The sequence below is a fragment of the Paenibacillus sp. SER-28 genome, assembly GCF_052906305.1.
Map to the genome: position 1 here is coordinate 302,478 of NZ_JBRECM010000001.1, position 24,713 is coordinate 327,190.

At 46.7% G+C, this 24,713-nt stretch carries 24 protein-coding genes, 5 tRNA genes and 1 riboswitch; of the genes, 17 read left to right on the forward strand and 12 right to left on the reverse strand.

Features of this window, described 5'->3' with window-relative positions:
- Positions 1-295 precede the first annotated feature (295 nt).
- Together ACUYLD_RS01375 and ACUYLD_RS01380 are read left to right on the forward strand one after the other, a co-directional pair.
- Positions 296-859, forward strand: coding sequence for a GbsR/MarR family transcriptional regulator (locus ACUYLD_RS01375; RefSeq protein WP_028543060.1), 564 nt, complete (start codon positions 296-298; stop codon positions 857-859).
- 153 nt (positions 860-1,012) lie between these two features.
- Positions 1,013-2,494: a carboxylesterase/lipase family protein gene (locus ACUYLD_RS01380; RefSeq protein WP_446674568.1), complete on the forward strand. Its 1,482-nt coding sequence runs from the start codon at positions 1,013-1,015 to the stop codon at positions 2,492-2,494.
- 143 nt (positions 2,495-2,637) lie between these two features.
- Here ACUYLD_RS01380 and ACUYLD_RS01385 read toward each other — a convergent pair whose 3' ends face one another.
- From ACUYLD_RS01385 to ACUYLD_RS01410, 6 genes are all read right to left on the reverse strand, one after another.
- Positions 2,638-4,668 carry a methyl-accepting chemotaxis protein gene (locus tag ACUYLD_RS01385; RefSeq protein WP_250267733.1) on the reverse strand — a complete coding sequence of 677 codons (2,031 nt, stop codon included), beginning with the start codon at positions 4,666-4,668 and terminating at the stop codon, positions 2,638-2,640.
- 241 nt (positions 4,669-4,909) lie between these two features.
- Positions 4,910-5,857 carry a DMT family transporter gene (locus tag ACUYLD_RS01390; RefSeq protein WP_076292438.1) on the reverse strand — a complete coding sequence of 316 codons (948 nt, stop codon included), beginning with the start codon at positions 5,855-5,857 and terminating at the stop codon, positions 4,910-4,912.
- 172 nt (positions 5,858-6,029) lie between these two features.
- Positions 6,030-6,174, reverse strand: a riboswitch (FMN riboswitch).
- Positions 6,175-6,295: 121 nt separating this feature from the next.
- The gene (locus ACUYLD_RS01395) at positions 6,296-6,991 is read right to left on the reverse strand and encodes a hypothetical protein (RefSeq protein WP_061829586.1); all 696 of its coding nucleotides are present in this window, start codon (positions 6,989-6,991) and stop codon (positions 6,296-6,298) included.
- On the reverse strand, positions 6,984-7,907 hold the full coding sequence (locus tag ACUYLD_RS01400) for an ABC transporter ATP-binding protein (RefSeq protein WP_061829585.1): 924 nt from the start codon (positions 7,905-7,907) through the stop codon (positions 6,984-6,986). Before ACUYLD_RS01400 ends, ACUYLD_RS01395 begins: the two co-directional genes overlap by 8 nt.
- A 127-nt stretch (positions 7,908-8,034) precedes the next feature.
- Positions 8,035-8,979: a sensor histidine kinase gene (locus tag ACUYLD_RS01405; RefSeq protein ID WP_061829584.1), complete on the reverse strand. Its 945-nt coding sequence runs from the start codon at positions 8,977-8,979 to the stop codon at positions 8,035-8,037.
- Position 8,980: 1 nt separating this feature from the next.
- Positions 8,981-9,688, reverse strand: coding sequence for a response regulator transcription factor (locus tag ACUYLD_RS01410; protein ID WP_061829583.1), 708 nt, complete (start codon positions 9,686-9,688; stop codon positions 8,981-8,983).
- 268 nt (positions 9,689-9,956) lie between these two features.
- Here ACUYLD_RS01410 and ACUYLD_RS01415 point away from each other — a divergent pair, with 268 nt between their 5' ends.
- The 3 genes from ACUYLD_RS01415 to ACUYLD_RS01425 all read left to right on the forward strand — a co-directional run bounded on the left by ACUYLD_RS01415 (position 9,957) and on the right by ACUYLD_RS01425 (position 12,711).
- Entirely contained in the window at positions 9,957-10,460 is a 504-nt protein-coding gene (locus tag ACUYLD_RS01415) for a DUF6933 domain-containing protein (protein ID WP_061829582.1), read from the forward strand.
- A gap of 98 nt (positions 10,461-10,558) precedes the next feature.
- Positions 10,559-10,867: a hypothetical protein gene (locus tag ACUYLD_RS01420; RefSeq protein WP_013309242.1), complete on the forward strand. Its 309-nt coding sequence runs from the start codon at positions 10,559-10,561 to the stop codon at positions 10,865-10,867.
- 212 nt (positions 10,868-11,079) lie between these two features.
- Complete coding sequence (locus ACUYLD_RS01425; RefSeq protein WP_446674280.1) at positions 11,080-12,711, forward strand: formate--tetrahydrofolate ligase; 1,632 nt, start codon at positions 11,080-11,082, stop codon at positions 12,709-12,711.
- Positions 12,712-12,735: 24 nt separating this feature from the next.
- Here ACUYLD_RS01425 and ACUYLD_RS01430 read toward each other — a convergent pair whose 3' ends face one another.
- The 3 genes from ACUYLD_RS01430 to ACUYLD_RS01440 form a co-directional block, all read right to left on the reverse strand.
- Positions 12,736-12,891, reverse strand: coding sequence for a hypothetical protein (locus ACUYLD_RS01430; RefSeq protein ID WP_322159499.1), 156 nt, complete (start codon positions 12,889-12,891; stop codon positions 12,736-12,738).
- Positions 12,869-13,666: a helix-turn-helix domain-containing protein gene (locus ACUYLD_RS01435; protein WP_446674281.1), complete on the reverse strand. Its 798-nt coding sequence runs from the start codon at positions 13,664-13,666 to the stop codon at positions 12,869-12,871. The genes ACUYLD_RS01430 and ACUYLD_RS01435 overlap by 23 nt, the downstream gene beginning before the upstream one ends.
- Before the next feature lie 74 nt (positions 13,667-13,740).
- A complete protein-coding gene (locus ACUYLD_RS01440; protein ID WP_446674282.1) occupies positions 13,741-14,013 on the reverse strand; it encodes a hypothetical protein in 273 nt (90 codons plus the stop codon).
- Between the two features lie 288 nt (positions 14,014-14,301).
- Here ACUYLD_RS01440 and ACUYLD_RS01445 point away from each other — a divergent pair, with 288 nt between their 5' ends.
- From ACUYLD_RS01445 to ACUYLD_RS01465, 5 genes are all read left to right on the forward strand, one after another.
- Positions 14,302-15,579: an outer membrane lipoprotein-sorting protein gene (locus ACUYLD_RS01445; protein ID WP_250258972.1), complete on the forward strand. Its 1,278-nt coding sequence runs from the start codon at positions 14,302-14,304 to the stop codon at positions 15,577-15,579.
- 259 nt (positions 15,580-15,838) lie between these two features.
- Positions 15,839-17,035, forward strand: a complete 1,197-nt coding sequence (alr, locus tag ACUYLD_RS01450) for an alanine racemase (protein ID WP_446674283.1) — start codon at positions 15,839-15,841, stop codon at positions 17,033-17,035.
- Positions 17,036-17,328: 293 nt separating this feature from the next.
- Positions 17,329-17,610: a CopG family ribbon-helix-helix protein gene (locus ACUYLD_RS01455; RefSeq protein WP_007429334.1), complete on the forward strand. Its 282-nt coding sequence runs from the start codon at positions 17,329-17,331 to the stop codon at positions 17,608-17,610.
- Positions 17,611-17,616: 6 nt separating this feature from the next.
- Positions 17,617-17,967 carry a type II toxin-antitoxin system PemK/MazF family toxin gene (locus ACUYLD_RS01460; protein WP_007429335.1) on the forward strand — a complete coding sequence of 117 codons (351 nt, stop codon included), beginning with the start codon at positions 17,617-17,619 and terminating at the stop codon, positions 17,965-17,967.
- Positions 17,968-18,146: 179 nt separating this feature from the next.
- A complete protein-coding gene (locus ACUYLD_RS01465; protein ID WP_446674284.1) occupies positions 18,147-20,369 on the forward strand; it encodes a Tex family protein in 2,223 nt (740 codons plus the stop codon).
- Positions 20,370-20,474: 105 nt separating this feature from the next.
- Here ACUYLD_RS01465 and cmpA read toward each other — a convergent pair whose 3' ends face one another.
- Positions 20,475-20,609: a cortex morphogenetic protein CmpA gene (gene cmpA, locus ACUYLD_RS01470; protein ID WP_007429337.1), complete on the reverse strand. Its 135-nt coding sequence runs from the start codon at positions 20,607-20,609 to the stop codon at positions 20,475-20,477.
- Between the two features lie 144 nt (positions 20,610-20,753).
- On the opposite strand from cmpA, the gene ACUYLD_RS01475 reads away from it, so the two are divergent.
- From ACUYLD_RS01475 to ACUYLD_RS01485, 3 genes are all read left to right on the forward strand, one after another.
- On the forward strand, positions 20,754-21,278 hold the full coding sequence (locus ACUYLD_RS01475; protein ID WP_053324897.1) for a SprT family protein: 525 nt from the start codon (positions 20,754-20,756) through the stop codon (positions 21,276-21,278).
- Between the two features lie 44 nt (positions 21,279-21,322).
- Positions 21,323-21,398, forward strand: a tRNA-Asn gene (locus ACUYLD_RS01480).
- A 1-nt stretch (position 21,399) separates the two neighbouring features.
- Positions 21,400-21,488, forward strand: a tRNA-Ser gene (locus ACUYLD_RS01485).
- Between the two features lie 176 nt (positions 21,489-21,664).
- Here ACUYLD_RS01485 and ACUYLD_RS01490 read toward each other — a convergent pair.
- Positions 21,665-22,540 (reverse strand): Cof-type HAD-IIB family hydrolase, encoded by an 876-nt coding sequence (locus tag ACUYLD_RS01490; RefSeq protein WP_061829578.1) that lies wholly within the window; start codon positions 22,538-22,540, stop codon positions 21,665-21,667.
- Between the two features lie 69 nt (positions 22,541-22,609).
- Positions 22,610-23,371, reverse strand: a complete 762-nt coding sequence (locus ACUYLD_RS01495) for a DeoR/GlpR family DNA-binding transcription regulator (protein ID WP_013309250.1) — start codon at positions 23,369-23,371, stop codon at positions 22,610-22,612.
- Positions 23,372-23,615: 244 nt separating this feature from the next.
- Between ACUYLD_RS01495 and ACUYLD_RS01500 the strand changes: the two genes are divergently transcribed.
- From ACUYLD_RS01500 to ACUYLD_RS01515, 4 genes are all read left to right on the forward strand, one after another.
- A tRNA-Glu gene (locus tag ACUYLD_RS01500) sits at positions 23,616-23,687 on the forward strand.
- A gap of 86 nt (positions 23,688-23,773) precedes the next feature.
- A tRNA-Lys gene (locus ACUYLD_RS01505) sits at positions 23,774-23,849 on the forward strand.
- Between the two features lie 15 nt (positions 23,850-23,864).
- Positions 23,865-23,947 (forward strand) — tRNA-Leu (locus ACUYLD_RS01510).
- Positions 23,948-24,110: 163 nt separating this feature from the next.
- A complete protein-coding gene (locus ACUYLD_RS01515) occupies positions 24,111-24,566 on the forward strand; it encodes a MarR family winged helix-turn-helix transcriptional regulator (RefSeq protein ID WP_250258956.1) in 456 nt (151 codons plus the stop codon).
- Positions 24,567-24,713 lie beyond the last annotated feature (147 nt).

The following is a 24,713-nucleotide window of genomic DNA, read 5'->3' on the forward strand; positions in this document are numbered from 1 at the left end:
CTCAAACATTCGGAACTTTACAACCGATAGTGCTTTTTTTAAAATAGACAATGAAATATAACCATAAGAAAAAGATTTATGTATATCCATAATTTTAAAAGTTTACTATCATTAGCAATTTTGCGAATTATGATTTTGAACGATCCATGCTGTTGTAATATAGACAGAAGCTTTGTTTTTGAAACATTTCATTTATTATTGAAAGATTTCATACATTGCGTCAAAGCTAATCTTTTACGGGTAAATCGTTCATACTAGGTTGTGCAAAATGCTCTAAAATTAGGAGGTTGCAAGCATGAGCTTGTACCAGTTAGGTGATGAGCAGCAGGCTTCGCTGCAAAAAATTCGCAAACGTGTTATAGAAGCTATAGGTAAAAACATGGACCTGTATGGGATCACTTTGTCTGCGGGGCATTTATACGGTTTGCTTTTCTTTGCGGATAAACCGATGACGCTGGACGAGATGGGCCGTGAAATGGAAATGAGCAAAACGAGCATGAGTACAGGAGTTCGAACATTATTGGATCTGAAAATGGTAAATAAGGTTTGGAGCAAGGGCTCACGCAAAGACTTGTATGAAGTCGAATATGACTGGCATCAAACCTTCACTGACTTCTTCGCTATTAAATGGAGAAAAGCGGTAGAAACAAATTTACTGGTGTTGCGCAAAGCCATTGATGAGCTGGACAGATTGATGAATCAGGGTGAAGAGTACGAGGAATTTAAGGCGATTCTTCAGCAAGATCGTATGAAAATGAAGCAGGCCGTCGCTTATTACAAGTGGCTAGACCGACTAATTGACTCTATGGAAAGCGAAGAAATTTACAAGCTGATTCCCAAAGAAGAAGTTCGGGATTAATCGCTATTTCTCTATCTTGTTTATAAAAATGCCGGAGCGCAAAAGTGCTTCCGGTATTTTTTGGTTTGGCCGTGTGCAAAGGGTATAATAGAGATATGTAAAGATTGATATTATACCGTTGTGTTGAAGATACGAAATAAAGGAGGCTTCATGATGGAGAGTATTACAGTACATACTCGTTTAGGTCAATTACGTGGGGAAACGGGGAATGGATATCATGTATGGAAAGGTATCCCATATGCACAGCCTCCTGTTGGAAAACTACGTTTTCACGCGCCCCAGCCTTTGGAGTCTTGGGAGGGTGTACGGGCTGCGACGAGTTTTGGGCCAATCTGTCCGCAACCTATGCCATCCGCTGAAAGTATGACTGGAAATCTGGTGGAACCGCCTGAGCAGTCAGAGGATTGCTTATACCTGAACATTTGGACACCTGCTTCGAAGGCTCCTGAGAAGGGACGTCCGGTGATGGTGTGGATTCATGGCGGTGCCTTTGTCACGGGGTCCGGGATTATACCTTTATATGACGGGGCACGGATGGCGAAGAATGGCGATGTTGTGGTTGTTACGATCAATTATCGATTAGGGCCGTTAGGATTTTTGCATCTGACTCCAAAGGGAGATGGCCTGACCTCTAATGCGGGACTGCTGGATCAGATCGCTGCGCTGGAATGGGTTAGGGACCACATCTCTGCCTTTGGCGGTAACCCGGACGAAGTAACGGTGTTCGGTGAATCGGCAGGCGCGATGAGTATTGCCGCTTTATTGGCGATGCCAGCTGCTGAGGGACTGTTCCAGCGTGCGATTTCGCAGAGCGGTGCGTCGCAGGTATTGCCAACCTCACAGGCCGAACAAGTGACGGCTGTGTATCTGCAGCAGCTGGGTGTGGACACTCAGCATCCAGAACGGTTGTTTACGCTGCCGACAGATGCGCTGATGCTAGCTATGGCGAAGACGCATGAAGTCATCGGACCAGGGATGGCGATGATCTATCAACCCGTCGTGGACGGTGTGACCTTGCCAGATGTACCGCTGTCTGCAATCGCGCAAGGTTCAGCAAAGCAGGTATCCGTTTTGATTGGAACGAACTTGCATGAGGGGGCCTATTTCATCCGAAAAGAATCCCATCTAATGAACAAGTCAACAGCGAGTCAGGCATTGGAAATGATGACGGGCATGTCAGACATCGGCGACCTGATAGAACCATTTCCGGTTACGATTGAGGGACAGGCACAAATGTTGACTGATCTATTTTTTTGGCGTCCTGCATTGGCTCTTGCTGTTGCGCAGTCGGCGCATGCGCCTGTATGGATGTATCGTTTTGATTGGACATTGCCGGGACATCCTACCTTTGGACAAGCGGTTCACGGTGCCGAAATTGCGTTTGTTTTCGATAATCTGGAGCTGCTAGGCAAGCTTGGATTAGAGATTCAACCGTCGATGCAGAAGCTCGCTCAAGCTATACAGCAGGCATGGGTTGCTTTTGCACGTGATGGGAAGCCTGTGCTGTTCGAGGAGGCTTGGCCGATGTACGACAGGGAAGAGCGGACTACAGCTATTTTCCATCAGGATATTAAAATGGAGCACGACCCCGAAGGAGATAGACGCCGTCAGTTAACCGGTCAGATGACCCTATAAGTAAATAAGAGAGATCACCCCAAGTACTCACATGGAAAAAGCCTTCGCCCGTAATTAGCATACGGACGAAGGCTTTTGTTAGTCATTAGATATACTGCTGCTCATTCTTACTTTCATGAAATTGCAACGATACGATGTGTAACTTAAATCTTAAATCGCTTAACCAGCTGTTGCAAATCCTGCGCCATGTTGGACAACTCCTGAGACGAAGATGCGATTTCCTCCATGGCCGCCATTTGCTCCTGAGCGGCAGCAGAGGTTGTCTGCGAACTGTCCGCCGAATTGCGAGACAGACTTGCCAAATGGGTGACAGTAGCCGAAACTTCCTCTGTGCTGGCTGAGATTTGTTCAGCCGCAGCCGACACACTTTGAATTTGTTCCACAATATGAGATGTAGAGCGTTCAATATTCGTAAATGCACCTTCTGCATCTTGGCTAATACGTAATCCTTCACCTACCTGGTTACGAACATTACCGTTCATGGTAGCGGTGGAGCGTTGAATCAAATCGAGCATCTGAGTAATGATCTGACTGATGGAATCTGCGCTTTCCTTGGATTGCTCAGACAGCTTGCGTACCTCTATAGCGACTACGGCAAATCCACGCCCGGCTTCGCCAGCTCTGGAAGCTTCAATAGACGCGTTCAGAGACAACAAATTGGTTTGCTTGGCAATGGCGGCAATAGCTGTATTCATCTGCTTCGCATCGTCTGAGAGCTGGGATAGCTCATCCATCAGGCTAGCCGTTTGGCTTACAGCTTCCAGAATACGGTCCATTTGTGTCCGCACATGGCTGATCATTTGACTGCCTTGAGCTACATCATGCTCGGTTTGTCCTGCTGAATCTACGATGGAGCTTGCTGATTCGGCAATGGTGCTGACACCCTTGGCCATTTCTTCAACGGCATTAGCGGTTTGCTCGGATGCCTCGGCGCTGGTGGCTGCATTTTCTGCGGATTCCATAACCGTTTCCGCTACGTGTTGTACGGACTCCGTCGTTTGTTCTGTGCTTTCCTTGATCATCAGAGAAGAGGAAGCAAGTCGGGAGGACGTTTGATTGACCTCGGAAACCATCGTATGCAAGGAATGCGTCATCTGGTCAAAGTTCTGTGCCAGTTCGCCGAACTCATCCTTGCTGGATAGGTTAACACGTTCGGTCAGATTTCCGTCACGGACGATGCGTGTTCCTGCTTGCAGCTTGCGCAGCGGAATTAAGAACGAGCGGACCATAAGCACAATGATGATCGCAGCGGCAAGTATGGAAATGACAATCACAATCAGGCTTTGCTTCAGAATCGGTTGGGCTGCATCACTGTAATCCTCCAGATCCGACAGTGCGACAATGCTCCATCCGGTGAGAGGGTCCTTAAGTGTAAAGGCCAGCATATCTCGATTCATAAATTGAATTTGCGACATGGAAGGAGTATCATTTTCGACGGTTGTCGCCACTTCGGGAAGTCCCTCTATGGCGTCAGCCGGTTTTTTGCCTGTCTTGTTAAAGGCTGTTCCAGTCCCAGATACAACTTTATGTTCAGAATCAACAATAATGAGTCCTCCGCGTTCACCAATCTTAACAGACTGCAGACTTTCACCCATCTTGTCCAGATTCAAAGCCAATGCAACAGCTCCTTCACCGTCCTCCAGCGTTCCCGATATATTAACGACTAAATTCCCTGTCGTGACGCTGGCAACTGGAACACCGACGAATACTTTGCCCTTTTCCAGCATCGCATTTTTGTACCATTTTCTCTCCCGGGGGTCATAATCGGCCTCCTGTTTTTTCGGCGAACGTATGTATTGCCCTTTCGCATTACCGAGAAGCGCGGCATCTAGCTCGGGATGAGCCTTGACGATGACATCCAACTTCTTCTGAAGGGCCTCTTGGTTGGTACCAATGGAATCAGAATTGATTTCAGTGGTAAGCACGTCCAGGTCTTTCATAATAGGTGCTACATACTGATTGACATTGCTCTGGATCAAATACAGATTCGTGTATACGGAACCGCCCATTTGCTGACTGAGTTGTGTTGTAGCCCCCTGATAGGAAAAATACCCGATAAGTACGCTCGGAATCAATAACACAGCCAAAAAAGATATTATTAATCTTGTCCTCATTAAATAAAACTGCTTGAGAAACCTGTTCCACCACGGAACTGTTTGTTTTGTTTTCGTCATAGCTCTTGCTCCTCTGTGTCTGATGATCACTACATTCTTTTATTCGACAGAAACCGACTAATTTTATAGATGTAATCTTTGAGAAACGAAGAATAATTACATGTTTTAGACACTTTTTCTGAAAGATGGGTCTAAAGAACTATATTTTATATGAATACGAATACATAAAAAAGCCAAATCGGAGATGCAAAAGCATCTTCACGATTTGGCTTGGGTGAGTCATGAAAGGGACGTTGAACTGTTAATTTTTTTGCTGACGTGAAATCATAAAGAGCGTAATCCAGATGAGCATAAAACCAGTCAGTTGCGCTACAGTGACAATTTGCTGAAATGCGATCCAGTTAATCACGACACCAACCATGGGAAAGCTCAGTTCTGCCATCGTAGCATAAGACGCTTTGGTCGTACTTAAGCCTTTGTAATACAGCAGCAAGCTGAGAAGGCCCGGAAGCAATGCCTGCAATAGCAGATTGATAATCACAGCTGCGCCCGCCCATGTACCGGCAGGCATATTCCATGGCGCATGCTCTACAGAGGTGAGGACAATCAGAAGAGGGAGCGCCACCATGAAGCGGAGGGAGGTTACTGTTTCATATTTCATTGAACGAAGCAAGTAACTTCCCATGACTGTCGAACCGCCCCACAGAACTGCTGCACCGAGTGCAAGCAGACTACCAACCTGAACAAAATCACGAACATGTCCGAAGGGGAGCGACCAACCGAAGGTCAGAAGATACGTCCCGAACAGAGCGACGACAATTAATAATCCAAAATGACGCGGCAACATTTCCTTCAAAATAATACGGGCTAGAACAATAGCGACCAAGGGTTGAAGCTTCTGGAGTAAGAGTACAGCATTCAAATCACCATTGCTGAGTGCCATAGTGAAAATCACGCTGGCCAGAGCCGAGCCGCCCCACGAGACAAATAAAATAGCGAAAACTTGACGAAGCCGTACCGCTTTGAGTTCCTCACGATGCTTCCACAGCATCGGTGTCAGAGCGAGGAAGAGCAGCACATGCTCCATAAGTACAATTTGTGTTGAAGTAAATGACTTTAGCAAAATAATACGAAAAAGCGGGTCTGCGCCCCACAAGGCTGCTCCAATTGCGACCAGCCAAAAACCGCTTTTCATGTGGGAGCTACGATCAAAACCTTTGGATGTTAGTACAGTAGAAGATTGACTCATACTCAATTAGCTCCTTGCGAATACAGGACCGGTGGCACAAAAACCCCCGTCCATGGCGAAAGGCCATGCAAGACGGGGGTTGATCAAATAAACTTGCCGCTTTATGCAAGTTAAATGAAGTTGCTGCAAAACTAATAACGCAGTATTCATCCACTTCGCGGCATGTTGATATTTCGATCTTCTTCCATCCGGACTTTACCGTCGGCTTTGGCATCTCACCAAATCAGTCCGTATCCTGTTGCCAGATACAGAGTCGCGGGCTTAGCTCCATGAGCCATACCGCCGGTTGGGAATCTCACCCTACCCCGAAGATCCTTATTCCGTTTTTAATTTCTCCTATAGGATATACCTGTTTTAGAATGAAGTCCAGTGAAAAATGTGTGTATATCTAACAATGATTTTCATCTGTTTTTTGAAAGCGCTCTACAAAATTACATATTACGAGGTAATATCCTTATACTCAATACGTCGAATCGCCGCATAAGCCACAAGCATTCCTAGTAGAGAGAAGCCAATTTGCACGGGGGCTATGGAGCTAAGTGTAGCGCCGTTATTATTGGAGAAAAGCAATGCTACAATCAGGATTGAGGTCACAATGGTGGTGGGTACAGAGTATCTTCGCATCCCCATATACAGCGGAACCAATCCCATAAAGCTGGCAGCAACGGCATTGATCAGCGTCCGTGCTGATTGTTGGCCCAGTATGGAAAGAGTAAGGTTATCCGGTACAATCAAGACAAACTGGTTGAGCAGATGAATAGCAGCCGTAATGATTATTTCCGAAATAATAATAGACAAGAACGTAAACAGCAGCACAACCAAGAGCTTGGCGATCATCAGCTTTTGACGGTGAATCGGATACATGAACAAGATTGTAATCGATTTGGATTTAAATTCTCCGACGATAAAGCGGCATAGCAAAACGGAGGAAAATACAATAAATGTTGCTCTCACAAAATTGTCTATTAGATCCAAGAGTTGGGTGTATTGTGTGAATTCGGGTATTCCTTCACTTTGACTGTCCAGTGCGATAATACAGAGCAGCCCAAGAATGCATGCATTGGCGATCAGTGCTGAACGGATATAACCCGCGAGATGAAATTTTTTCAGCTCCAACTGCATCAATTTAAGCATGGAGATCACCTCCGTTTAACAGGCGCAAAAAGTAGTCTTCCAGCGTGCTGCTTTTCTGATGAATGGAATCCACCTCTATATCATTTAAAATGAGCGTTTTCGTAATTTGTTTCTGTGGTACATTTGAATCGTAAATACGTATACTCTGTTCATTGAGTACCTTTATATTATTCAGATTCAGATGATGGGAGAGGACATAGGTCGCTTTTTTACAATCGTTGGTCGTAAATTCGATATATTCCGTATTGGTTTCCCGCACCTGCTCCATCGATACTTCCTCAATCAGTCGTCCGTGATTAATCACGCCTACCGTATCCGCAATCTGCTCTATTTCCGCTAAAATATGACTGGACACGAGCAGAGTCATCCCATATTCCTTGCATAGCATGTGGAATAATTGGCGGATTTCCTTGATACCCACGGGGTCCAGACCATTAATGGGTTCATCCAAAATGAGTAGCTCTGGCTTAGTCGCAATAGCGCGGGCAATCCCAAGACGTTGCTTCATTCCCAGCGAAAAATCCTTTACCGGCTTGTCATCCGCATTTCGCAAATTCACTAATTCCAGGGCATCCCGAACCGCCTGCTTATTATAGTAGCCCATGTATTCACAATGAAGTTCGAGATTTTGCTGTGCCGTCAGCCTGTCATAAAAAATCGGGTATTCAATAATCGAACCCATCCGTCCGAGCAGATGATACGATTTTGGCGTTAATTTCTCACCGAATAATTCAATTTCACCCGAAGTCGGCTTGAGTAAATTCGTAATCATTTTCATCATCGTTGTCTTGCCTGCCCCGTTAGGGCCGAGAAAGCCATAGGTTTCTCCCTTGCGCACATTCATACTGACTCCCGCTACAATTTCATTGCCCTTCAGGGCCTTGGTCAACTGATGTGTACGTATTACGTAAGTCATAGGTGTTCTCCCTTCGTATACTGCTGATAATTCAAGGATAAAGGGCGAAATGTTCATTTTTCTTTCGTGATTCTTACAAATTTATTAAGTTGAGCACAAATCGAATTATGCAAAATGCTGAGTTCGATTAATAGTTGATTTTCTTCAATGTAAAAGAGAAGACTGTCCGCTCATAAGGTCTACTAGTCAATTGAATTTCTCCGTTCATCGTTTCAACCAGGCGTTTGGCAATCGTAAGGCCCAGTCCGCTGCCTTGTACCGCCTTATTACGGGAGTCCTCCAGTGTGTACATGCGTTCAAAAACTTTATCTTGCTCAGATTCCTGTATGCCTTTGCCACGATCCCATACCTCTATACGCACTGTATCCTGCTGTTCCAATAGAGCCAGACCCAGCGTCCGTCCATCTGCCCCATAACGAATGGCATTCGAGATCAGATTGTTCAGCACCCGCCCAATCGCTCCTTCGTTCCCCAAGGCATGAATGGGGTGCTCCGGGATCTCAATATGCACAGTAAATCCCTGTGCGGTCAGCAGGTCATAAAACTCCAAAATGCTGCGTCTGCACAGTTCTCCCACTTCCAGTCGAGTCAACGGAATATCCGTATCATTAGCCTCCAGCTTCGCCAAGCTAAAAAAGCTGCCGATCAGCTCAATCGCTTCGCTTGTCTTTTGATGAATTTTGGATAGCAGCTTTATACGTTCTTCTGGCAAAATAGTCGGATCGCCATCCAGCATCTCGGCATATCCAAGCACAACCGTAAGCGGGGTCTTGAGATCGTGGGAAATGTTCGAAATCATTTTCCGCATGGCGATTTGGCTACGGTTGTAATCTGCAGACACTCTGAGATTCAAGTCCAGTAGTCGGTTAATTTCCGTCATGAGTCGTTGCAGTTCAACGTCACCTGTGACGTATAGCAGCTTTTCCGCATGATTCACCGTCACAATCCGCTCTAGTAGGGTTCGGATATCCTTTATTTTGCGCTTATAGGCCATACGCTCCCGCCAAAGCCATACTATAACGACTGACATGATGAGGCCGACAATCCATTCAGAAATGTTTTCGATGTTCATATCAGCCATTCTCCCATTTGTAGCCAATGCCCCATAGCGTTTTAATGTGGACAGGATGAGAGGGATCTTCTTCGATTTTCTCACGCAGGCGGCGAATATGGACGTTAATCACGTTCTCGTCGCCCATATAATCGTCTTTCCAAATAAATCCGTATAATTGGGCTTTTGTAAATACCCGGTTCGGATTGGCTACAAATAGCTTCAAAATATCGGACTCTTTGGCTGTTAGCTGAATTTCATTTTCATTGCGTACGACTGTAAAATGATCAAAATCAATGCGCAGACTGCCGTAGGTCAAAACTTGTGCTTGCGGCTGTTCCTCCTGTTGTTGCTGACGGGCATATGTAGTAGATCTGCGGATCGCGGACTGAATACGAGCTGTCATTTCCAACATTGAAAAAGGTTTAGCAACATAATCGTCTGCCCCAAAGCCCAGTCCAAGCGCTTTATCCACGTCGCTGTCCTTGGCTGACATAATCAGAATCGGCACGGCGCTGTGGGTACGGATCCGGCGGATCACTTCCATACCGTCCACCTTCGGCATCATCAAATCCACCAGTACCAGATCATAGGTATGACGTTCAAAGGCGAGAAGCCCTTCTTCCCCGTCATAGGCGGTAGTTAAATTGTAGCCTTCCTTGCTGAGTGCTTTGAGTAGCATTTCGGCAATGGATAGATCGTCTTCAATTAGTAAAATATGTTGTGACATAGGTGTGGAACACCCCTAATTTTTAGATTAAGCTCGCGTGACGAACTGTACCTGAATTATATAGAGCAGTGGAGGGGATTTCCATAATAAATATCCAAAGAGAAAATTAATGTGTCTGGTAATCTATGATTCCCCTATATTATACTGAAAGAGTTTATAATCCGATGTTTGGAATACGGTGTTATGATATCCGGGACATGCCTTATATGAGAGATTGGGTATGTCGAATCACGCTGCGGTACAGGACCGTCAATAAAGGAGAGCGACGATGTTTGTCATACGAGGAACACAAAAACTGCTGAAGGAATGGGAGACTGAACCACTTCAAGTTGATATTTATCCGCCTTTGAATAGTTGGCATGCCAGCATGTTTTTACTGAATCGAAGAAAAAATATAGTATTTATGCATGATATATCCCGCTTAAGTATCACGCTTTTTGGGATTAAAAAATCGCAGTACAAAAACTTGCCAGCTCTTTTTATGCAAGCCTTGAAGGAATTTATGATCAGCGAAGGCTTTGATGAACAGATCGTAAAGGCCTACATACAGGAAGGCAAGCAGATGCTGGCTACGACGACGAATAGTCATAGTGTAATGAGAACCTTAGATGAGATTATTTTTATCATGAAGGAACTGGATATGGAGCATGGGTGCGAGCTGGAAAAAAACCAGTGGAATAACCGGATTGTTTTCAAAACAGTCGAATATAAGTACCCTGTTGATGTTTTTAAAGAAATGCTAGAAAAGCATTATAAACTAGAGAGTATTTGAGAATTTTATGATTTTACGAAATGAGTTCCATTTATTCCCTCTGTCCTATATAATCTAATATAGTTCTAAAAGACTATATAAAGAGAGGTAAGGGGTAAATGAAGATTAAATTGAGAAATAAAACTGGAATGATCAAGGAACGCAAAGTAGGTTTTTCATGGACTACGCTCTTTTTCGGTTTTTTCCCTGCGTTGTTTAGAGGGGATTGGAAGTGGGCTGTTATTATTTTTCTGGTGTCGATCCTTACGAGTGGGGCATCCAACTTTGTATTTTGCTTCATATATAACCGCTTACATATTAATGATTTGTTGTCCCAAGGCTATGGCCCTGCTACTAAGAAATCCCAGGCTATCCTGATTTCTAAGGGATTTATTGCTGAAAATTACGCTGCTAACTTTGCAGGTTAAATTGAAAGCTGTTTGTTAAACGAGACGTATCAAAAGAGCATCCACCAAAGTCCATGCGGGCGGGGAATGCTCTTTTTTTATAACTCACATGATAGCAACGCTTGCGATGAAATGAATCATAGCGCAATAAGCGGCACACTTTGGTAAAATAAAACGATACAGGGTTTGACACCATCGGTCAGACTTATAAAACAGGGGGTACATAACGAAAGATGAAGAGGATTATTGATATAGCCAAGGAAGCAGGAATTGAAGAAGAACATCTGGAGACGTATGGAAAATATAAAGCGAAGCTAAATCCGTCCCTGTGGGAGCAGTTAAAGGATCGCCCGAATGGAAAGCTGGTGCTGGTTACGGCAATGAATCCCACGCCGGCGGGAGAAGGAAAAACGCTGACAACCATCGGGCTGTCACAGGCGCTGAATGCGCTGGGGCATAAAACCGTTGCTGCATTGCGTGAGCCGTCCCTTGGCCCTTGCTTTGGGATGAAAGGGGGAGCAACCGGGGGAGGACAAGCCCAGATTGTTCCGGCAGAAGACATTAACCTGCATTTTACAGGTGATATTCACGCGATTTCGGCAGCGCATAATTTGCTGGCAGCGATGATCGATAACCATTTGTTTCATGGAAATGCTTTGCGGTTGAAGCCGGAGCGGATCGTATGGAAACGCGCTGTCGATATGAACGACCGGAGTTTGCGAAATATTGTGACCGGATTGGGGTCAGGTAATGGAGCAGTGAGAGAAAGTGGCTTTCTCATTACCTCGGCTTCAGAAGTGATGGCGGTATTATGTTTAAGTGAAGATATGGACGATCTTAAAGTGCGATTGGGTCGGATGGTGATTGGTTATAACGAAGATGGCGAAACGGTAACAGCTGAGGAACTCCAGGCGGTGGAAGGTATGGCTGTGCTGCTTCGGGAAGCATTGAAACCCAATCTGGTGCAAACGTTGGAGGGAACTCCAGTTATTGTGCATGGTGGACCTTTTGCGAATATTGCGCATGGATGCAGTAGTTTGATCGGTACGAAGCTGGCCCTGAAGCTGGGAGAGGTGGTCGTCACGGAGGCTGGATTCGGGGCCGAGCTGGGAGCGGAAAAGTTTTTTGACATCAAGTGCCGTCAATCCGGTTTGCAGCCAGATGCGGCTCTGTTGGTCGTAACCGCCAAAGCGCTGAAATATAACGGCGGTGTAGCTAAAAATGAGCTGGACGCAGAAAATCTGGAGCAATTGCAACTTGGATTAGTCAACATGAATCGGCATGTTCGGAATTTGCAAAAGTTTGGCGTGCCAGTACTAGTAGCGGTCAACCATTTTGTAACAGATAGCGAAGCCGAGTTGGAACTGATTTTCTCGGAATGCCGCAAGCTGGGTGTACCCGTAGAGCTGTCACAGGTGTGGGCACGGGGAAGCCAAGGTGGAGAAAAGCTGGCTCAAAGCCTCCTAAACCTGCTTCAGGAGGACAAAGCCCATTTTGCACCATTGTATGAGCATACACTTGATTTGCAAACGAAAATTAGTGTCATTGCGAAGGAGCTTTATGGTGCGGCAGAGGTAGCTTACACTCCTGCGGCCAAACGGGCGTTGGCCGGTATGGAGCAGCTTGGTTTTGGACAACTGCCTGTATGCATGGCCAAAACACCGTATTCTTTCTCAGATCAACCTTCTCTGCTAGGTGCACCGGAGGGCTTTACCATTCATGTGTCCAGCGTTTCTTTGTCCGCAGGGGCAGGCTTTGTGGTCGTGGAAACAGGCAATACTATGACGATGCCAGGATTACCTAAATCCCCAGCAGCTGAGCATATGTCGCTGGAGGCAGATGGAAGCATTCATGGTCTGATGTAGTATCTTTAGAAAAATGACAGCTTATCAGGTTGAAGTGACGAGCAGTTTGGGCAGTGCAGTAAGCAGTTTTTGCCGGGTCATGGCATCGCTCCAGTTGAAGACGGAGGCCGTTTCTCCGGCTGTGATTTGCGTACCGAGCTGCTGCCACATTGCCAGATTACGGGCTGTGAAGGTAGACAAACCAGCGTTCGGCCTCCCGCTCCTTACCGAGCCAGGTGCCAAGTGTACGCATCCGTTCCTCCAGCGTGGCGAAGGAGTTGAAGGTGACGGTGGGAGCGATACTGGCAATGCGCTCATATTCCTGTTCATCCGAATTAGCGATGATAATTAGATCAGGATCGAGAGCACTGGTCAAGCGGGTATCCAGTGGAAGGCCCACATCGGCGACATTCACAAGACGATGTTTATAGACGCTGTATTCACTGAGTCGCAGACTTCCGCCGATGGCTTTGGCCCCTAATGCCAATAGATCGCCCATCGTTTCTCCATGATAGATGATGCGGCTTGCTCGGCGCGGAATATGAATATGGTGACCCGTCCAATCCTTGACGCGCACAGAAACGGAGACAGAAAGCGCGTACTTGCCCGGGGGAATCCCGGTCATTTGCCTAAACCGCCGATTAAAATAATATTCGTCAGAGAAACCAACCTGACGGGCAATTTCACGTAAAGGCCGTTTGCAATCCAGCAGCAGCCGCTTGGCATGATTCAAGCGCAGCTCAGTGAGGTAATGCAGCGGCTTTTTGCCTGTGATTTTACGAAACATTTGGGAGTATTGCCATATGGAGACGTTTGCCTGCTCGGCAAGCTGCTTGACGGTAATGGGCTTTTCATAGTTGTTTTCCATATATGAGAGAGTGCCTTCTAACGATGCTGGCAATGCCGGATTAGAGGTAGTATTTTGATCAATATGGGTGTGGTCTTCCTGCCACAGCAAGAGCAACTCTTGAAACATAATTTGCTGCCGTAATACAGATATCTGGTTATGCGGCTGTATCGTTTGTTGGGTACTATGAAATAGCTCTTCAGTCAACTGAATAAGTTTGGAGGAAGAAGAGGAGACGATGCATTCGCGCGGTCTCGGCAGGACAGGTCCATGATATAGGATGGCATACGTACTGCGTGTTTACCCAAGGCCATGTCCGCTTGTGGTTCTGACGGCAAAGCGATGACCTCAAACGTGATTTTGTAGTATTCGGGCACAGTTCCATTCAGGGGAGCGATTTGATAGGATTCACCTGGAGCTAGCCAATATCCATGACCTGTATGGAATAGATACTGCTCTGAGCCAATGTCCACCATACCTGTCCCACCGATGAACATAAGCAGACAGTGATATGAATTGGGACGTGATAATAATTCATCGGTAGGCTCACCAATCAACGCAATTTCTTTAAAATGAAAAAGCAGTGAACTGAACGGGGGAGGTTCTTTTTATTTCCTGTATGAATTTATTATCAGTCTCCAAAAGATTCTATAGTATTACACAAGGATACGTTCAAGCTTGTCATGCCAGTCTGCATAAATCGAACAAGTCCTTCATAGACATGTACTAATTCATTTAAAACATGTGCTGAAGGGGTTGATGACATGCGCCGGATTTCATGGATGCTTGCCATGGTCATGTGTGTAACGCTGCTGCTGGCCGGGTGCGGCAAGAAGAGCGCGGACGATGTGGTTAAAGATTTGAGTGACGTGGTGAGCGACCTGAACAGCTACCACGGTACAGCTTTGATGACGCTGCATACCGGCGACACGCCGCAGGAATACAAGGTGGATATTTCCTACCGCAAGCCGTCCTATTACCGAATTGCCATGACGAACGAGAAAAAGGATGTTACGCAAATTGTGCTTCGTAATGATGAGGGTGTATTTGTACTGACACCCAGCCTGAACAAAAGCTTCCGTTTCAAAAGCGACTGGCCAAACAATCAGGGTCAAGTATATTTATATGAAACGTTGGTTCGCAGCATTATCGGCGATGCCTCCCGTCAGTTGGCTACCGACGATAAATCCTATGTGTTTGATGTGGCAGCGAATTACAACAGCCATGCGCTGGTGAGACAAAAGATATGGCTGTCCAAAAATGACTATGCACCGACTCAGGTACAGGTGTCTGATGCGAATGCCAAGGTAGTTGTTGATCTGAAATTCGATCAATTTGCTTTTGATACGAAGTTTGACAAAGACTCTTTTGATATGGAGCGGAACATGGCTTCAGGTAAGACGAGTACGGGTAGCGAAGGGGCTCCATCTTCCGGAGCAGTGGAGCCCAGCGGTCAGCTTGATCCTTCCGGTGCGATAGATGGGACGACTGGCGTGACGTCTGGCGAACCCGGACAAGAGCAGGGAACAGCAGGGGATGCAGTCCAGCAGCCGTCAGGGGAAGCGAAGGTGGACGGTACTGCCACAAATGATACATCCAAATCGGACGCAGCAGCCAACGCAGAGGCGCAGCAACAAACCCCGAGCACATCGGATGCCGCAAACGGAACGTCAGCGGGAACAGATGCGGCAGAAGCTGTGATGGGTGAATTCGGCTTGATCGAACCGTCCTACACGCCAGCCGGAGTACAGATCAAGGATACGCCGGAGCTGGAGGATAATGGTACACATGCCGTGATGCTGCGGTATAGTGGAACGTATAATTATACCATTGTGGAGGCGCGTCCAAAAGATCGGGCAGTCGCACTAGCCGCAGGCGAACTGGTTGATATTGGAGGAAGTTTTGCCGTTCTGACCGGAAGCGAACAGCAGACGATGACCTGGATGAATGACGGAATCGAGTTCAGAATCACCAGTGCTGACCTGCCTGTGAGCGAAATGATACAAATTGCCGCTTCTATACAGGATCAATCGGGTAAATAAAACTTTATAGACGGATGCAGACGGTCTAGAGTGTAAAAATGCTCTGCTGCCGCCCGTATCCGTCTTTTGTTCATTCGCGGTCTAGGATGTGCACCGCTTGTATGTCGTGTTCATTGTAGAGGATGCTGGCAAACTTCTCCTGCCATTTGACAGCCACGTTTTTGAACATTACCATTAACCTTTGGAAGCAAGAACTTTGCCACACTCCGAATGGTTAAAGGTTATGTTACAGGCTAACAATTGAAGAAGGTGACTGGATTTGCAAGCACAATACAGATCGACCCGGGCCGAAATCAACCTGGATCACCTTGGCGCCAACTATGAAGCTTTTCGCAAGGCATTGCCAGCGGATAAGCTGATACTGGTCTGTGTCAAGGCTAATGCCTACGGACACGGCGCCGTGGAAATTTCAAAGGAATTGGAACGCCTTGGTGCGGATTATTTGAGCGTCGCTTTTCTGGATGAAGCGTTGGAGCTTCGTCATGCAGGGGTTCAGCTACCCATTCTAGTACTTGGTTACACCTCACCGGAAGCTGTACAAACGGCTTGGGAGCATGATATCTCATTGACAGTGTTCAGTGAGGAAGTGCTGGAGGGTATCCGCAGACTGGACCGCCAAGGAAACGAACGCAAGTTGAAGGTGCACATCAAAATAGACAGCGGCATGGGAAGACTGGGTTTGCTGCCTGGAGAAGAGGCTATGGCTTTTGTCCGGCAGGCTAACGAATTAGAGCAAGTGCAGCTGGAAGGCATGTACACCCATTTTGCCCGCGCGGATGAAGAAGACAAAAGCTATACACTGCTACAATATGATCGGTTTCGGGGCGTGGCGGAAGCGCTAAGGGAACAAGGTATCACCATTCCCATTATACATACGGGCAACAGCGCCGCCACCATTGATACCCCTTCTCTTTCCCCCAATTTGGTGCGGATTGGTATCAGTATATACGGTCTGTACCCGTCTGATGAGGTTAACCGGCAAGCTATTGAGCTGCTGCCTGTATTGTCATTGAAGACGGCGGTGGTTTATACCAAGACGCTTCCTCCCGGCTGGGGAGTTAGCTATGGCACCCGGTATGTAACCTCCAGTGAAGAACGGATCGGTACACTGCCAATCGGCTATGCGGATGGATACTCCCGCATGCTGAGTGGGAAGATCGAAGTGTTGATACGCGGTCGCCGCGTCCCGGTACTCGGTACGATTTGCATGGACCAGTGTATGGTATCCTTACAATCTTTCGCAGAAGATGCGAAAGAAATCCAAACCGGCGAAGAGGTTGTTCTCATCGGCCAGCAGTCCGGCGAAACTATCGCGGCGGATGAGCTGGCATCCAAGCTTGGTACGATCCACTATGAGGTGATCTGCATGATCGCAGACAGGGTACCGCGTGTATACACACGAGGTCATGTTCCTGTTGTTCGAGTGAACTCGCTTCTTCCAACCCGCTGGAATTAATTTCATAACGCAAATTACCGAATAAAAGCAGGAGTTTTCGCAGAACGTCCCGAAATATGTACAAAGGAAAGAAAAGAGCGCTATAACTGTCAAAAGACGCATCAGGCTCCGCTGACACTTATATTTCGGGGATCAAACGCCTGTACGAAAACGAACTGCGTAGTTTATAATGGAATGCAGCATAGATGATATACGAATATCATATACATTCTCTTGTATTCCGTTTGAATAAATTACCGGGAATAACGTTATAATGGTACAATGGCGACAAGGTTTTGGGGGTGGAAGAGAAGTTGGCCAATTTGCAGAACACCAAAAGAATAATGATCAGTTTGCCAGATCATCTCTTGCAGGAAGTGGACGGGATCGTAGCTATGGAAAATTCCAACCGCAGTGAATTTATCAGGCAGGCCATGAAGCTGTATGTAGGTGAACGAAAAAAACGTTACATTCGTGAAGCTATGCAGCGTGGATACATGGAAATGGCTAAAATTAACTTAACCATGGCATCCGAAGCCTTTCACGCGGAGGAAGATGCAAACAGCACCTTGGGCCGTACAGTTAGCGGGGTGTAATCCATATTGATCGTAAAGCGCGGCGACGTTTTTTTTGCAGACCTTTCACCCGTAGTCGGTTCCGAGCAAGGTGGCGTCAGACCTGTGCTGATCATTCAAAATGATATCGGCAACCGGTTTAGTCCTACTGTGATCGTAGCAGCCATCACTGCCCAGATTCAGAAGGCAAAGCTGCCTACACACGTGGAAATCGACGCGGCGACGCATGGCTTTGATCGTGATTCTGTTGTTCTTCTGGAGCAAATTCGGACGATCGACAAGCAAAGGCTTACCGACAAAATCACCCATTTAGATGAAGAGACCATGCGCAAAGTGAGCGATTCGCTACAAATCAGTCTCGGTTTGATTGATTTTTAGCGTGATGGAACGACGAGTGAAACGGGAAAAGGGCAGCGCTTGGGCGCTGTCCTTTTGTGTGTCCAATGAAAAAAGCAGGTAGGGCTTGCGTTAACGTCACCTGCTGGCGCTTTGAATCATTTTTTGTGATAATGAAAGACATGGTGTATGACAAGAGCTGTGAGGAAGAAGGGATAGGTTTGTCTAACGAGGAAACGAAGACGGAAATCCGGCAGGAGCCGAACGAAGCAGAACGCCAAGAGCGGATTGTCAAACAAGTGGCGAGAGAGCTGTCGCTGGCACTCAAGCAAATCCGGACAACGATCAGTTTGTTGGATGAAGGGAATACAATTCCTTTTATCGCGCGTTATCGTAAGGAAATGACAGGAGAGCTGGATGAAAATCAGCTGCGTGAAATTGAAGATCGTGTGGTGTATTTGCGTAATCTGGAGGATCGTAAGGTAGAGGTCATCCGCATTATTGATGAGCAGGGCAAGCTGACGGAAGACCTGCAGGCTGCTATCACCTCTGCGGTTAAACTTCAGGAAGTGGAGGATCTGTACCGTCCGTATCGGCAAAAACGCAAAACCCGCGCCAGTGTAGCGAAGGAACGGGGACTGGAGCCGCTGTCCATCTGGATCTGGAGCCAGCCGAAGCAGGGCGATGCTCTGAAAGAAGCCGAGTCTTATGTAAATGCGGAACTGGGAGTGGACAGCGCCGAGGCGGCCATCCAAGGAGCCTTGGACATTTTAGCTGAAAATATAGCGGATGATGCGGCTATTCGCCAATGGGTACGCCGATATACGCTGGACCATGGTATGTTGACCTCCGAAGCGAAGGACGCGGAGCAAGAATCCGTGTATGAGAACTACTACAGCTATCGTGAGCTCGCTAAGAAAATGCCACCTCACCGTATTCTGGCGATTAATCGCGGAGAGCGGGAAGGCATTCTTAAGGTTGGTCTGGAGGTAGTGCCAGATTCCATTTACAATTACGTGGCAGGTCAAGTGATTAAAGGATCGTCTGTCGTGCAAGATCTGCTGCGCAATGTCATTGAGGATGCGTATAAAAGACTTATCGCGCCATCCATTGAGCGCGAAGTGCGCGCTGAAATGACGGAGAAGGGCGAGCAGCAGGCCATCTCCATCTTTGCAGGCAACTTGCGCAGTCTGTTGCTACAGGCTCCGATCAAGGGCCGACGTGTGCTCGGTGTCGATCCGGCCTATCGGACAGGCTGTAAGCTGGCGGTTGTCGATGACACAGGCAAGCTGCTGGAAGTGGCAGTGACGTATCCGACACCGCCGAACAACAAGAAGCGCGAGGCTGCTGAAAAGTTCAAGCAGCTGATTGCCCAATACGGGATTGAATTGATTGTCATTGGTAACGGAACCGCTTCGCGCGAGACAGAGCAATTCGTAGCGGAAGTCATCGCGGACATTGGTGACAGCAGTCTAGCGTATCTGATCGTCAATGAGGCGGGCGCGAGCGTATACTCTGCCTCCAAGCTGGCACAGGAGGAATTTCCCGATTTGGACGTGGCCGAGCGCAGTGCGGCTTCCATCGCACGTCGTGTTCAGGACCCGCTGGCTGAGTTGGTCAAAATTGAGCCGAAGGCTATTGGTGTAGGCCAATACCAGCATGATGTGTCGCAGAAACATCTGGATGAAAGCTTAAAGGACGTTGTCGAATCAGCCGTTAACCATGTCGGTGTGGATGTGAACACGGCTTCCTCTGCGCTGTTATCCTATGTAGCAGGGATCAACGCGACGATTGCCAAAAACATCGTTAAGTACCGTGAGGAAAACGGAAAATTCAGCAACCGTCGTCAGTTGCAGAAGGTGCCGCGTCTTGGTGCAAAAACCTACGAGCAATCTGTAGGCTTTATCCGTATACCGGGTGGAGAAAATCCGCTGGACCGCACACCGATTCACCCTGAATCGTATGCTGTCGTAGACAGCCTGTTGGCGGAACTGAACATCAGCGCTCACGATCTGGGTACTAAGACTGCAATGGAAGCACTGAGTGTGTCCAACATTGACGAACTGGCCGCCAAGCTGGAAGTCGGCGTGCCGACACTGAAGGATATTCTGGACAGCCTCCAGCGTCCGGGCCGTGACCCGCGTGACGAGCTGCCGTTGCCGGTATTCCGCAAGGATGTGCTGAAGATCGAGGATCTGGCACCGGGTATGGAGCTTCAGGGAACCGTCCGCAATGTCATTGATTTCGGCGCGTTTGTCGATATCGGTATTAAAAGTGACGGGTTGGTTCATATTTCACAGCTGCGCAGTGGCTTCGTAAAGCATCCGATGGATGTCGTATCTGTCGGTGATAACGTAACGGTGTGGGTGTTGAATGTTGATTTGAAAAAAGGCAGGGTTGGTCTGACGATGAAACCTCCTGCAGAGGCGCAATCGCAGGCATAATACTTTAAATAAAGCTGTACAACCTTCTTGTGAAGGTATAACAAAAGCCGGAATCTCCGAACTGTATCGGAGATTCCGGCTTTCATTTTTGGATGCCTTTAGCTTTTACCCGTTGTTGGCATCGAACTCCACGCCAGGTGCTTTATGATAAAAAAACCAACAATCGTTCAACAGTTTAATTTGGCGCCGGTCCTTTTTGTAAAAGGCCCGCATGAGCTGGTTGCTGAGCCATTGAGGCAAGCCGATCTCCTCCTCTGCGTTACATCTGTATGTTTAGCATATGGGGTGGGTACCTAAAGTGTGCTTATGAATTGGGGGTTAGACTTCGGTCGTTATTTTATAATATGCTTGTCAGTAAGGAGCAAAGGAGGAGAGACCGTTAGGATGGAGTCCAAGTCCCTGAGCAATTCAATGAACCATTCAATGAGCCGTTCTATGAGTAATGAAGAGCTTCAAGAATGGGTAGAGCGCATTTCGCTGGAGAGCTTCGGCGTGCCGTTTCGACATCAAGCCACCTTTAATGCGCGCTTGTCTTCCACAGGTGGTAGGTATTTTATGAAAAGTCATCATATTGAAATTAATCCACATCAACTCGCAGCTTACGGACGTTCTGAGGTGGAGAAAATTATTAAGCATGAGCTGTGCCATTATCATTTGCATTTGCGTGGGATGGGCTATCAGCATCGAGATGCTGACTTCAAAGCATGGCTGGCCCGTGTAGGAGGAAGCAGGCATTGTCAGACTCTGCCGGGAAGAACGGAACGTAAGCCTCAGCCTTATCGTTACAAGCTAGTATGCGTTTCCTGTAAACAGGAGTATATGCGCAAGCGTAAGATGAATCCTCAGCGGTATCGCTGTGGGAAATGTGGAGGGAAGCTTCGCCTGTTGGCACTTGACGGCACCCCCTGAATCATGGTAAATTAACCATACTGTAAGATAATTTACAGTAATGTTCCCTGATAGCTCAGTTGGTAGAGCACTCGACTGTTAATCGAGTTGTCACAGGTTCGAGTCCTGTTCGGGGAGCCATGGAGAGGTACCCAAGTGGCTATAAGGGGACCCTCTGCTAAGGGGTTAGGCTGCGAAAGCGGTGCGAGGGTTCGAATCCCTCTCTCTCCGTTGGTATTTTAAGTAGAAAAAGGACGCTCGTATGCATTGTAATGATGCTTGCGAGCGTCCTTTTCGTCTATATCTGCTTTGAGAATAACGGTGGACTGAAATCGTTTAAATGGAGAGGGGATGTGCTGCGTACAGCTTGAAGCGGCGTTAGCCTGTCTTGTACGCAGCCATGACTTCTATTTCACGGTGTCAGCCTCGACTGTCTTGAGTATGTTCAACAGAGCATGAGCGACGCCATCTTCCGCATTAGTCAGAGTCACTTGGGAGCAGACGGCCTTGATGTCGTCTTTTGCATTGCCCATGGCAATGCCTGTTCCTGCCATTGTCAGCATGGAGATATCATTGTAGCTGTCCCCAATCGCTACGGCTTCCTGCATGGGAATGCTCAGATGATTCGCCAGATAACGCAATGCATTACCTTTAGACGCATCCCTATGCTCGACTTCAAAGTTACGGTCTGAAGAGATGACCATGTTTAGGCCCTGAAAACCTCGATAACGCTCACGACCCCGCTCTAATTTGGCTTGATCAAAGGAGAAACAGAGCACGTTATAAATCTCTACATCCAGTGGAATGTCCTCATATGAAGCGATCCGGGTATGTCCGGTCTGTTCATATTGTTTTTCAGCTGCATGTAATAAAGTATCCAGCGAAATATCCGGGTTGGAGCTCAGCAAGCGGTCCATTTCAACAGCAAGCAGCTGATGTCCGTTTTGTGGAGAATAAATCGCGCGGTCTGTCATGACCTCATAGTAAAAGTCGTTGTCATGCAGCCAGCTCAGCACTTCAAACGTTTCACTGCGGCCCATAGGAGTAGAGGTTAACTGACGACGATGCACATCGTGTACGGTTGCGCCGTTTGCTCCAATGACGGGAGTTACAAGCTCTGCTTCCTCTAGCTTCGTCCAGGCGTCATAAGCGGCTCTACCAGTGGCAATTGTCACCTGAACGCCTTGCTGCTGTGCTTGGCGTATAGCCTCCGCGTTCACTTTGCTTATTTTTCCTTCCTCGTTCAGCAGTGTTCCATCCATATCAATCGCAAACAGTTTCATTTCTCTCCAACTCCTGTCTTTCGATATCTCTGTGATAAATCTTGAGTTCTAGCTAAGCAGTTTCATATTTTATGAGGGTACAACAACTTCAACATCATAATGTTGCAAAATTTCCAGCATCGCTGGTTCTGGCAATCTGTCGGTAATCACGATATTAACTTCAGACAGATCGGCAAAACGATATGGAAAATTGATCCCGAATTTCGAATGGTCCGCAAGGATGATCACCTGATCTGCCTGCTTCATCATCTGATGCTTCAGCATACCGTCTTCTTCATGAATTAGGCTTAGTCCGTGGGCAGATATACCACCAATCCCGATAAAGGCTTTGTCTACAAAATAGTGAGACAAAGTGGCGATCACGGAGGAGCCATATACATATCGGTGTTCTTTTTGCAGGCGGCCTCCCAACAGATGTATGGAGACACCGTCTTTTCCAGATAGCACGTCAGCCTGATTGATTGAATTGGTGATGACCGAACATTCCTGCACATTCAGTCTTTCTGCACACGCCTGTACGGTGGTAGAGGAATCCAATATAATACGATCCTTATCTCGTACCATGCTGGCAGCCAGCTGTCCGATCACTTGTTTCTCCTCGGATACAGTAAGTAGTCTTTCGTTATAATTTCCAATTGGATCGTGATGAAGTGTAGGGAGAAGAGCGCCACCGCGGGTGCGAATAATTTTTTGATGTTCTTCAAGTTTTACGAGGTCTCGACGAGCCGTATCTCGTGAAACATTAAAAAATTCACAAATATCATCCACCGAAATACGTTTATGAAGCTGTAAGTAATCAACGATTTTTAACATTCGTTCTTCCTGATACATAGAAAGCTCCTCTGATATATAATTATTTCGGTATCTTGTAAGTGATTATAAGTAAATACAAGTGATATTGCAATCATTTATCGCTGTTTTCAGAATTTCAGTGATTGAAGATAAGGAATTGTAAGTTAATATGCATTTTGTACTTATAAAAACTGCTTTTTTAAAAATTTTAGAAATAAGTATTGCCATTCGTTATTCTATTTGATATACTCTTTCTTGTCGCCAAGTTGGCGCATAATAATAAGGCCCGTTGGTCAAGGGGTTAAGACACCTCCCTTTCACGGAGGTAACAGGGGTTCGAATCCCCTACGGGTCATTGTTGTCTTTATAGACTACATGTTGCATGCTTAAGGGAAATTCCTGAGGTCTGGTCTAATGGCGGACAGCTTGGATGAACAGCATGAGCCATTAGCTCAGTTGGTAGAGCACCTGACTTTTAATCAGGGTGTCGAAGGTTCGAGTCCTTCATGGCTCACCATTTATATTTTGTTATGCGGTCGTGGTGGAATGGCAGACACGCTATCTTGAGGGGGTAGTGAGCGTACGCTCGTGGAGGTTCGAGTCCTCTCGACCGCATCAATGGAATAAACGGAAAAGTCTCTCGCGGTAGAGGCTTTTTTTATTTGTGTAGTGATGTAATAAAGTAATCATTATGATGAAATAATGATTCCATAGTATAATATAACGCCATAATGTTATAGAATGATAAGTATAAACTTATGAAGTGACGGTGAAAAATATGGACACTCAACTGTTAGGGAATATATCAGAAAATATTTTGGGCTTGTTTCCGATTGTGAAGAAGAAATTTTTCACCTACGGTCCGCTCGATTTCCCATTACATTTGTCGCCTAATAACTTTCAGGTATTACTGCTTCTGCGTGAGGTGCGCTTGTCTACGGTATCTGATTTATCCAAACAGCTTAATGTCTCACGTCCGAACATGACTCCTCTTCTGGACAAACTGGTGGAGCATGGGTTGGCTGACCGCCAGTCGTGTGATTCGGATCGCAGAGTCGTGAATGTGGCGATTACACAGGAAGGCGATGCTTTTTGTGAACAGGTATTTCATACCTTCTCCAATAAAATTCAAGAAAAACTGGTGTATCTGCCAGAAGAAGATTTATTGCATCTGAGCGAAACTTTGAATGAATTGAAGCATATCTTACTTAAAATCGACAACGCTGCTACGTGATTAGCGTAAGTGAACTGGCTTAAAGACCGCCCTTTCTTCGGAAAACAGGCGGTTTTTGTTGCGTGTTGTGGTATAATGGAAACCAACATACATAATTCGGTAATTTTAGCATACGTGATCTTTGAAATGGGAACAGAGAACATGATA

What these genes read in the sequence shown, in the direction of transcription:
- ACUYLD_RS01490 (WP_061829578.1), bottom strand. Translation starts at nt 22,540, where the DNA reads ATGAAACTGTTTGCGATTGATATGGATGGAACACTGCTGAACGAGGAA.
- ACUYLD_RS01415 (WP_061829582.1), top strand. Translation starts at nt 9,957, where the DNA reads ATGTTTGTCATACGAGGAACACAAAAACTGCTGAAGGAATGGGAGACT.
- ACUYLD_RS01410 (WP_061829583.1), bottom strand. Translation starts at nt 9,688, where the DNA reads ATGTCACAACATATTTTACTAATTGAAGACGATCTATCCATTGCCGAA.
- ACUYLD_RS01445 (WP_250258972.1), top strand. Translation starts at nt 14,302, where the DNA reads ATGCGCCGGATTTCATGGATGCTTGCCATGGTCATGTGTGTAACGCTG.
- ACUYLD_RS01390 (WP_076292438.1), bottom strand. Translation starts at nt 5,857, where the DNA reads ATGAGTCAATCTTCTACTGTACTAACATCCAAAGGTTTTGATCGTAGC.
- ACUYLD_RS01420 (WP_013309242.1), top strand. Translation starts at nt 10,559, where the DNA reads ATGAAGATTAAATTGAGAAATAAAACTGGAATGATCAAGGAACGCAAA.
- ACUYLD_RS01475 (WP_053324897.1), top strand. Translation starts at nt 20,754, where the DNA reads ATGGAGTCCAAGTCCCTGAGCAATTCAATGAACCATTCAATGAGCCGT.
- ACUYLD_RS01375 (WP_028543060.1), top strand. Translation starts at nt 296, where the DNA reads ATGAGCTTGTACCAGTTAGGTGATGAGCAGCAGGCTTCGCTGCAAAAA.
- ACUYLD_RS01515 (WP_250258956.1), top strand. Translation starts at nt 24,111, where the DNA reads ATGGACACTCAACTGTTAGGGAATATATCAGAAAATATTTTGGGCTTG.
- ACUYLD_RS01405 (WP_061829584.1), bottom strand. Translation starts at nt 8,979, where the DNA reads ATGAACATCGAAAACATTTCTGAATGGATTGTCGGCCTCATCATGTCA.
- ACUYLD_RS01425 (WP_446674280.1), top strand. Translation starts at nt 11,080, where the DNA reads ATGAAGAGGATTATTGATATAGCCAAGGAAGCAGGAATTGAAGAAGAA.
- ACUYLD_RS01395 (WP_061829586.1), bottom strand. Translation starts at nt 6,991, where the DNA reads ATGCTTAAATTGATGCAGTTGGAGCTGAAAAAATTTCATCTCGCGGGT.
- ACUYLD_RS01435 (WP_446674281.1), bottom strand. Translation starts at nt 13,666, where the DNA reads ATGTTTCAAGAGTTGCTCTTGCTGTGGCAGGAAGACCACACCCATATT.
- ACUYLD_RS01380 (WP_446674568.1), top strand. Translation starts at nt 1,013, where the DNA reads ATGGAGAGTATTACAGTACATACTCGTTTAGGTCAATTACGTGGGGAA.
- ACUYLD_RS01440 (WP_446674282.1), bottom strand. Translation starts at nt 14,013, where the DNA reads ATGGTGGACATTGGCTCAGAGCAGTATCTATTCCATACAGGTCATGGA.
- ACUYLD_RS01495 (WP_013309250.1), bottom strand. Translation starts at nt 23,371, where the DNA reads ATGTATCAGGAAGAACGAATGTTAAAAATCGTTGATTACTTACAGCTT.
- ACUYLD_RS01400 (WP_061829585.1), bottom strand. Translation starts at nt 7,907, where the DNA reads ATGACTTACGTAATACGTACACATCAGTTGACCAAGGCCCTGAAGGGC.
- ACUYLD_RS01385 (WP_250267733.1), bottom strand. Translation starts at nt 4,668, where the DNA reads ATGACGAAAACAAAACAAACAGTTCCGTGGTGGAACAGGTTTCTCAAG.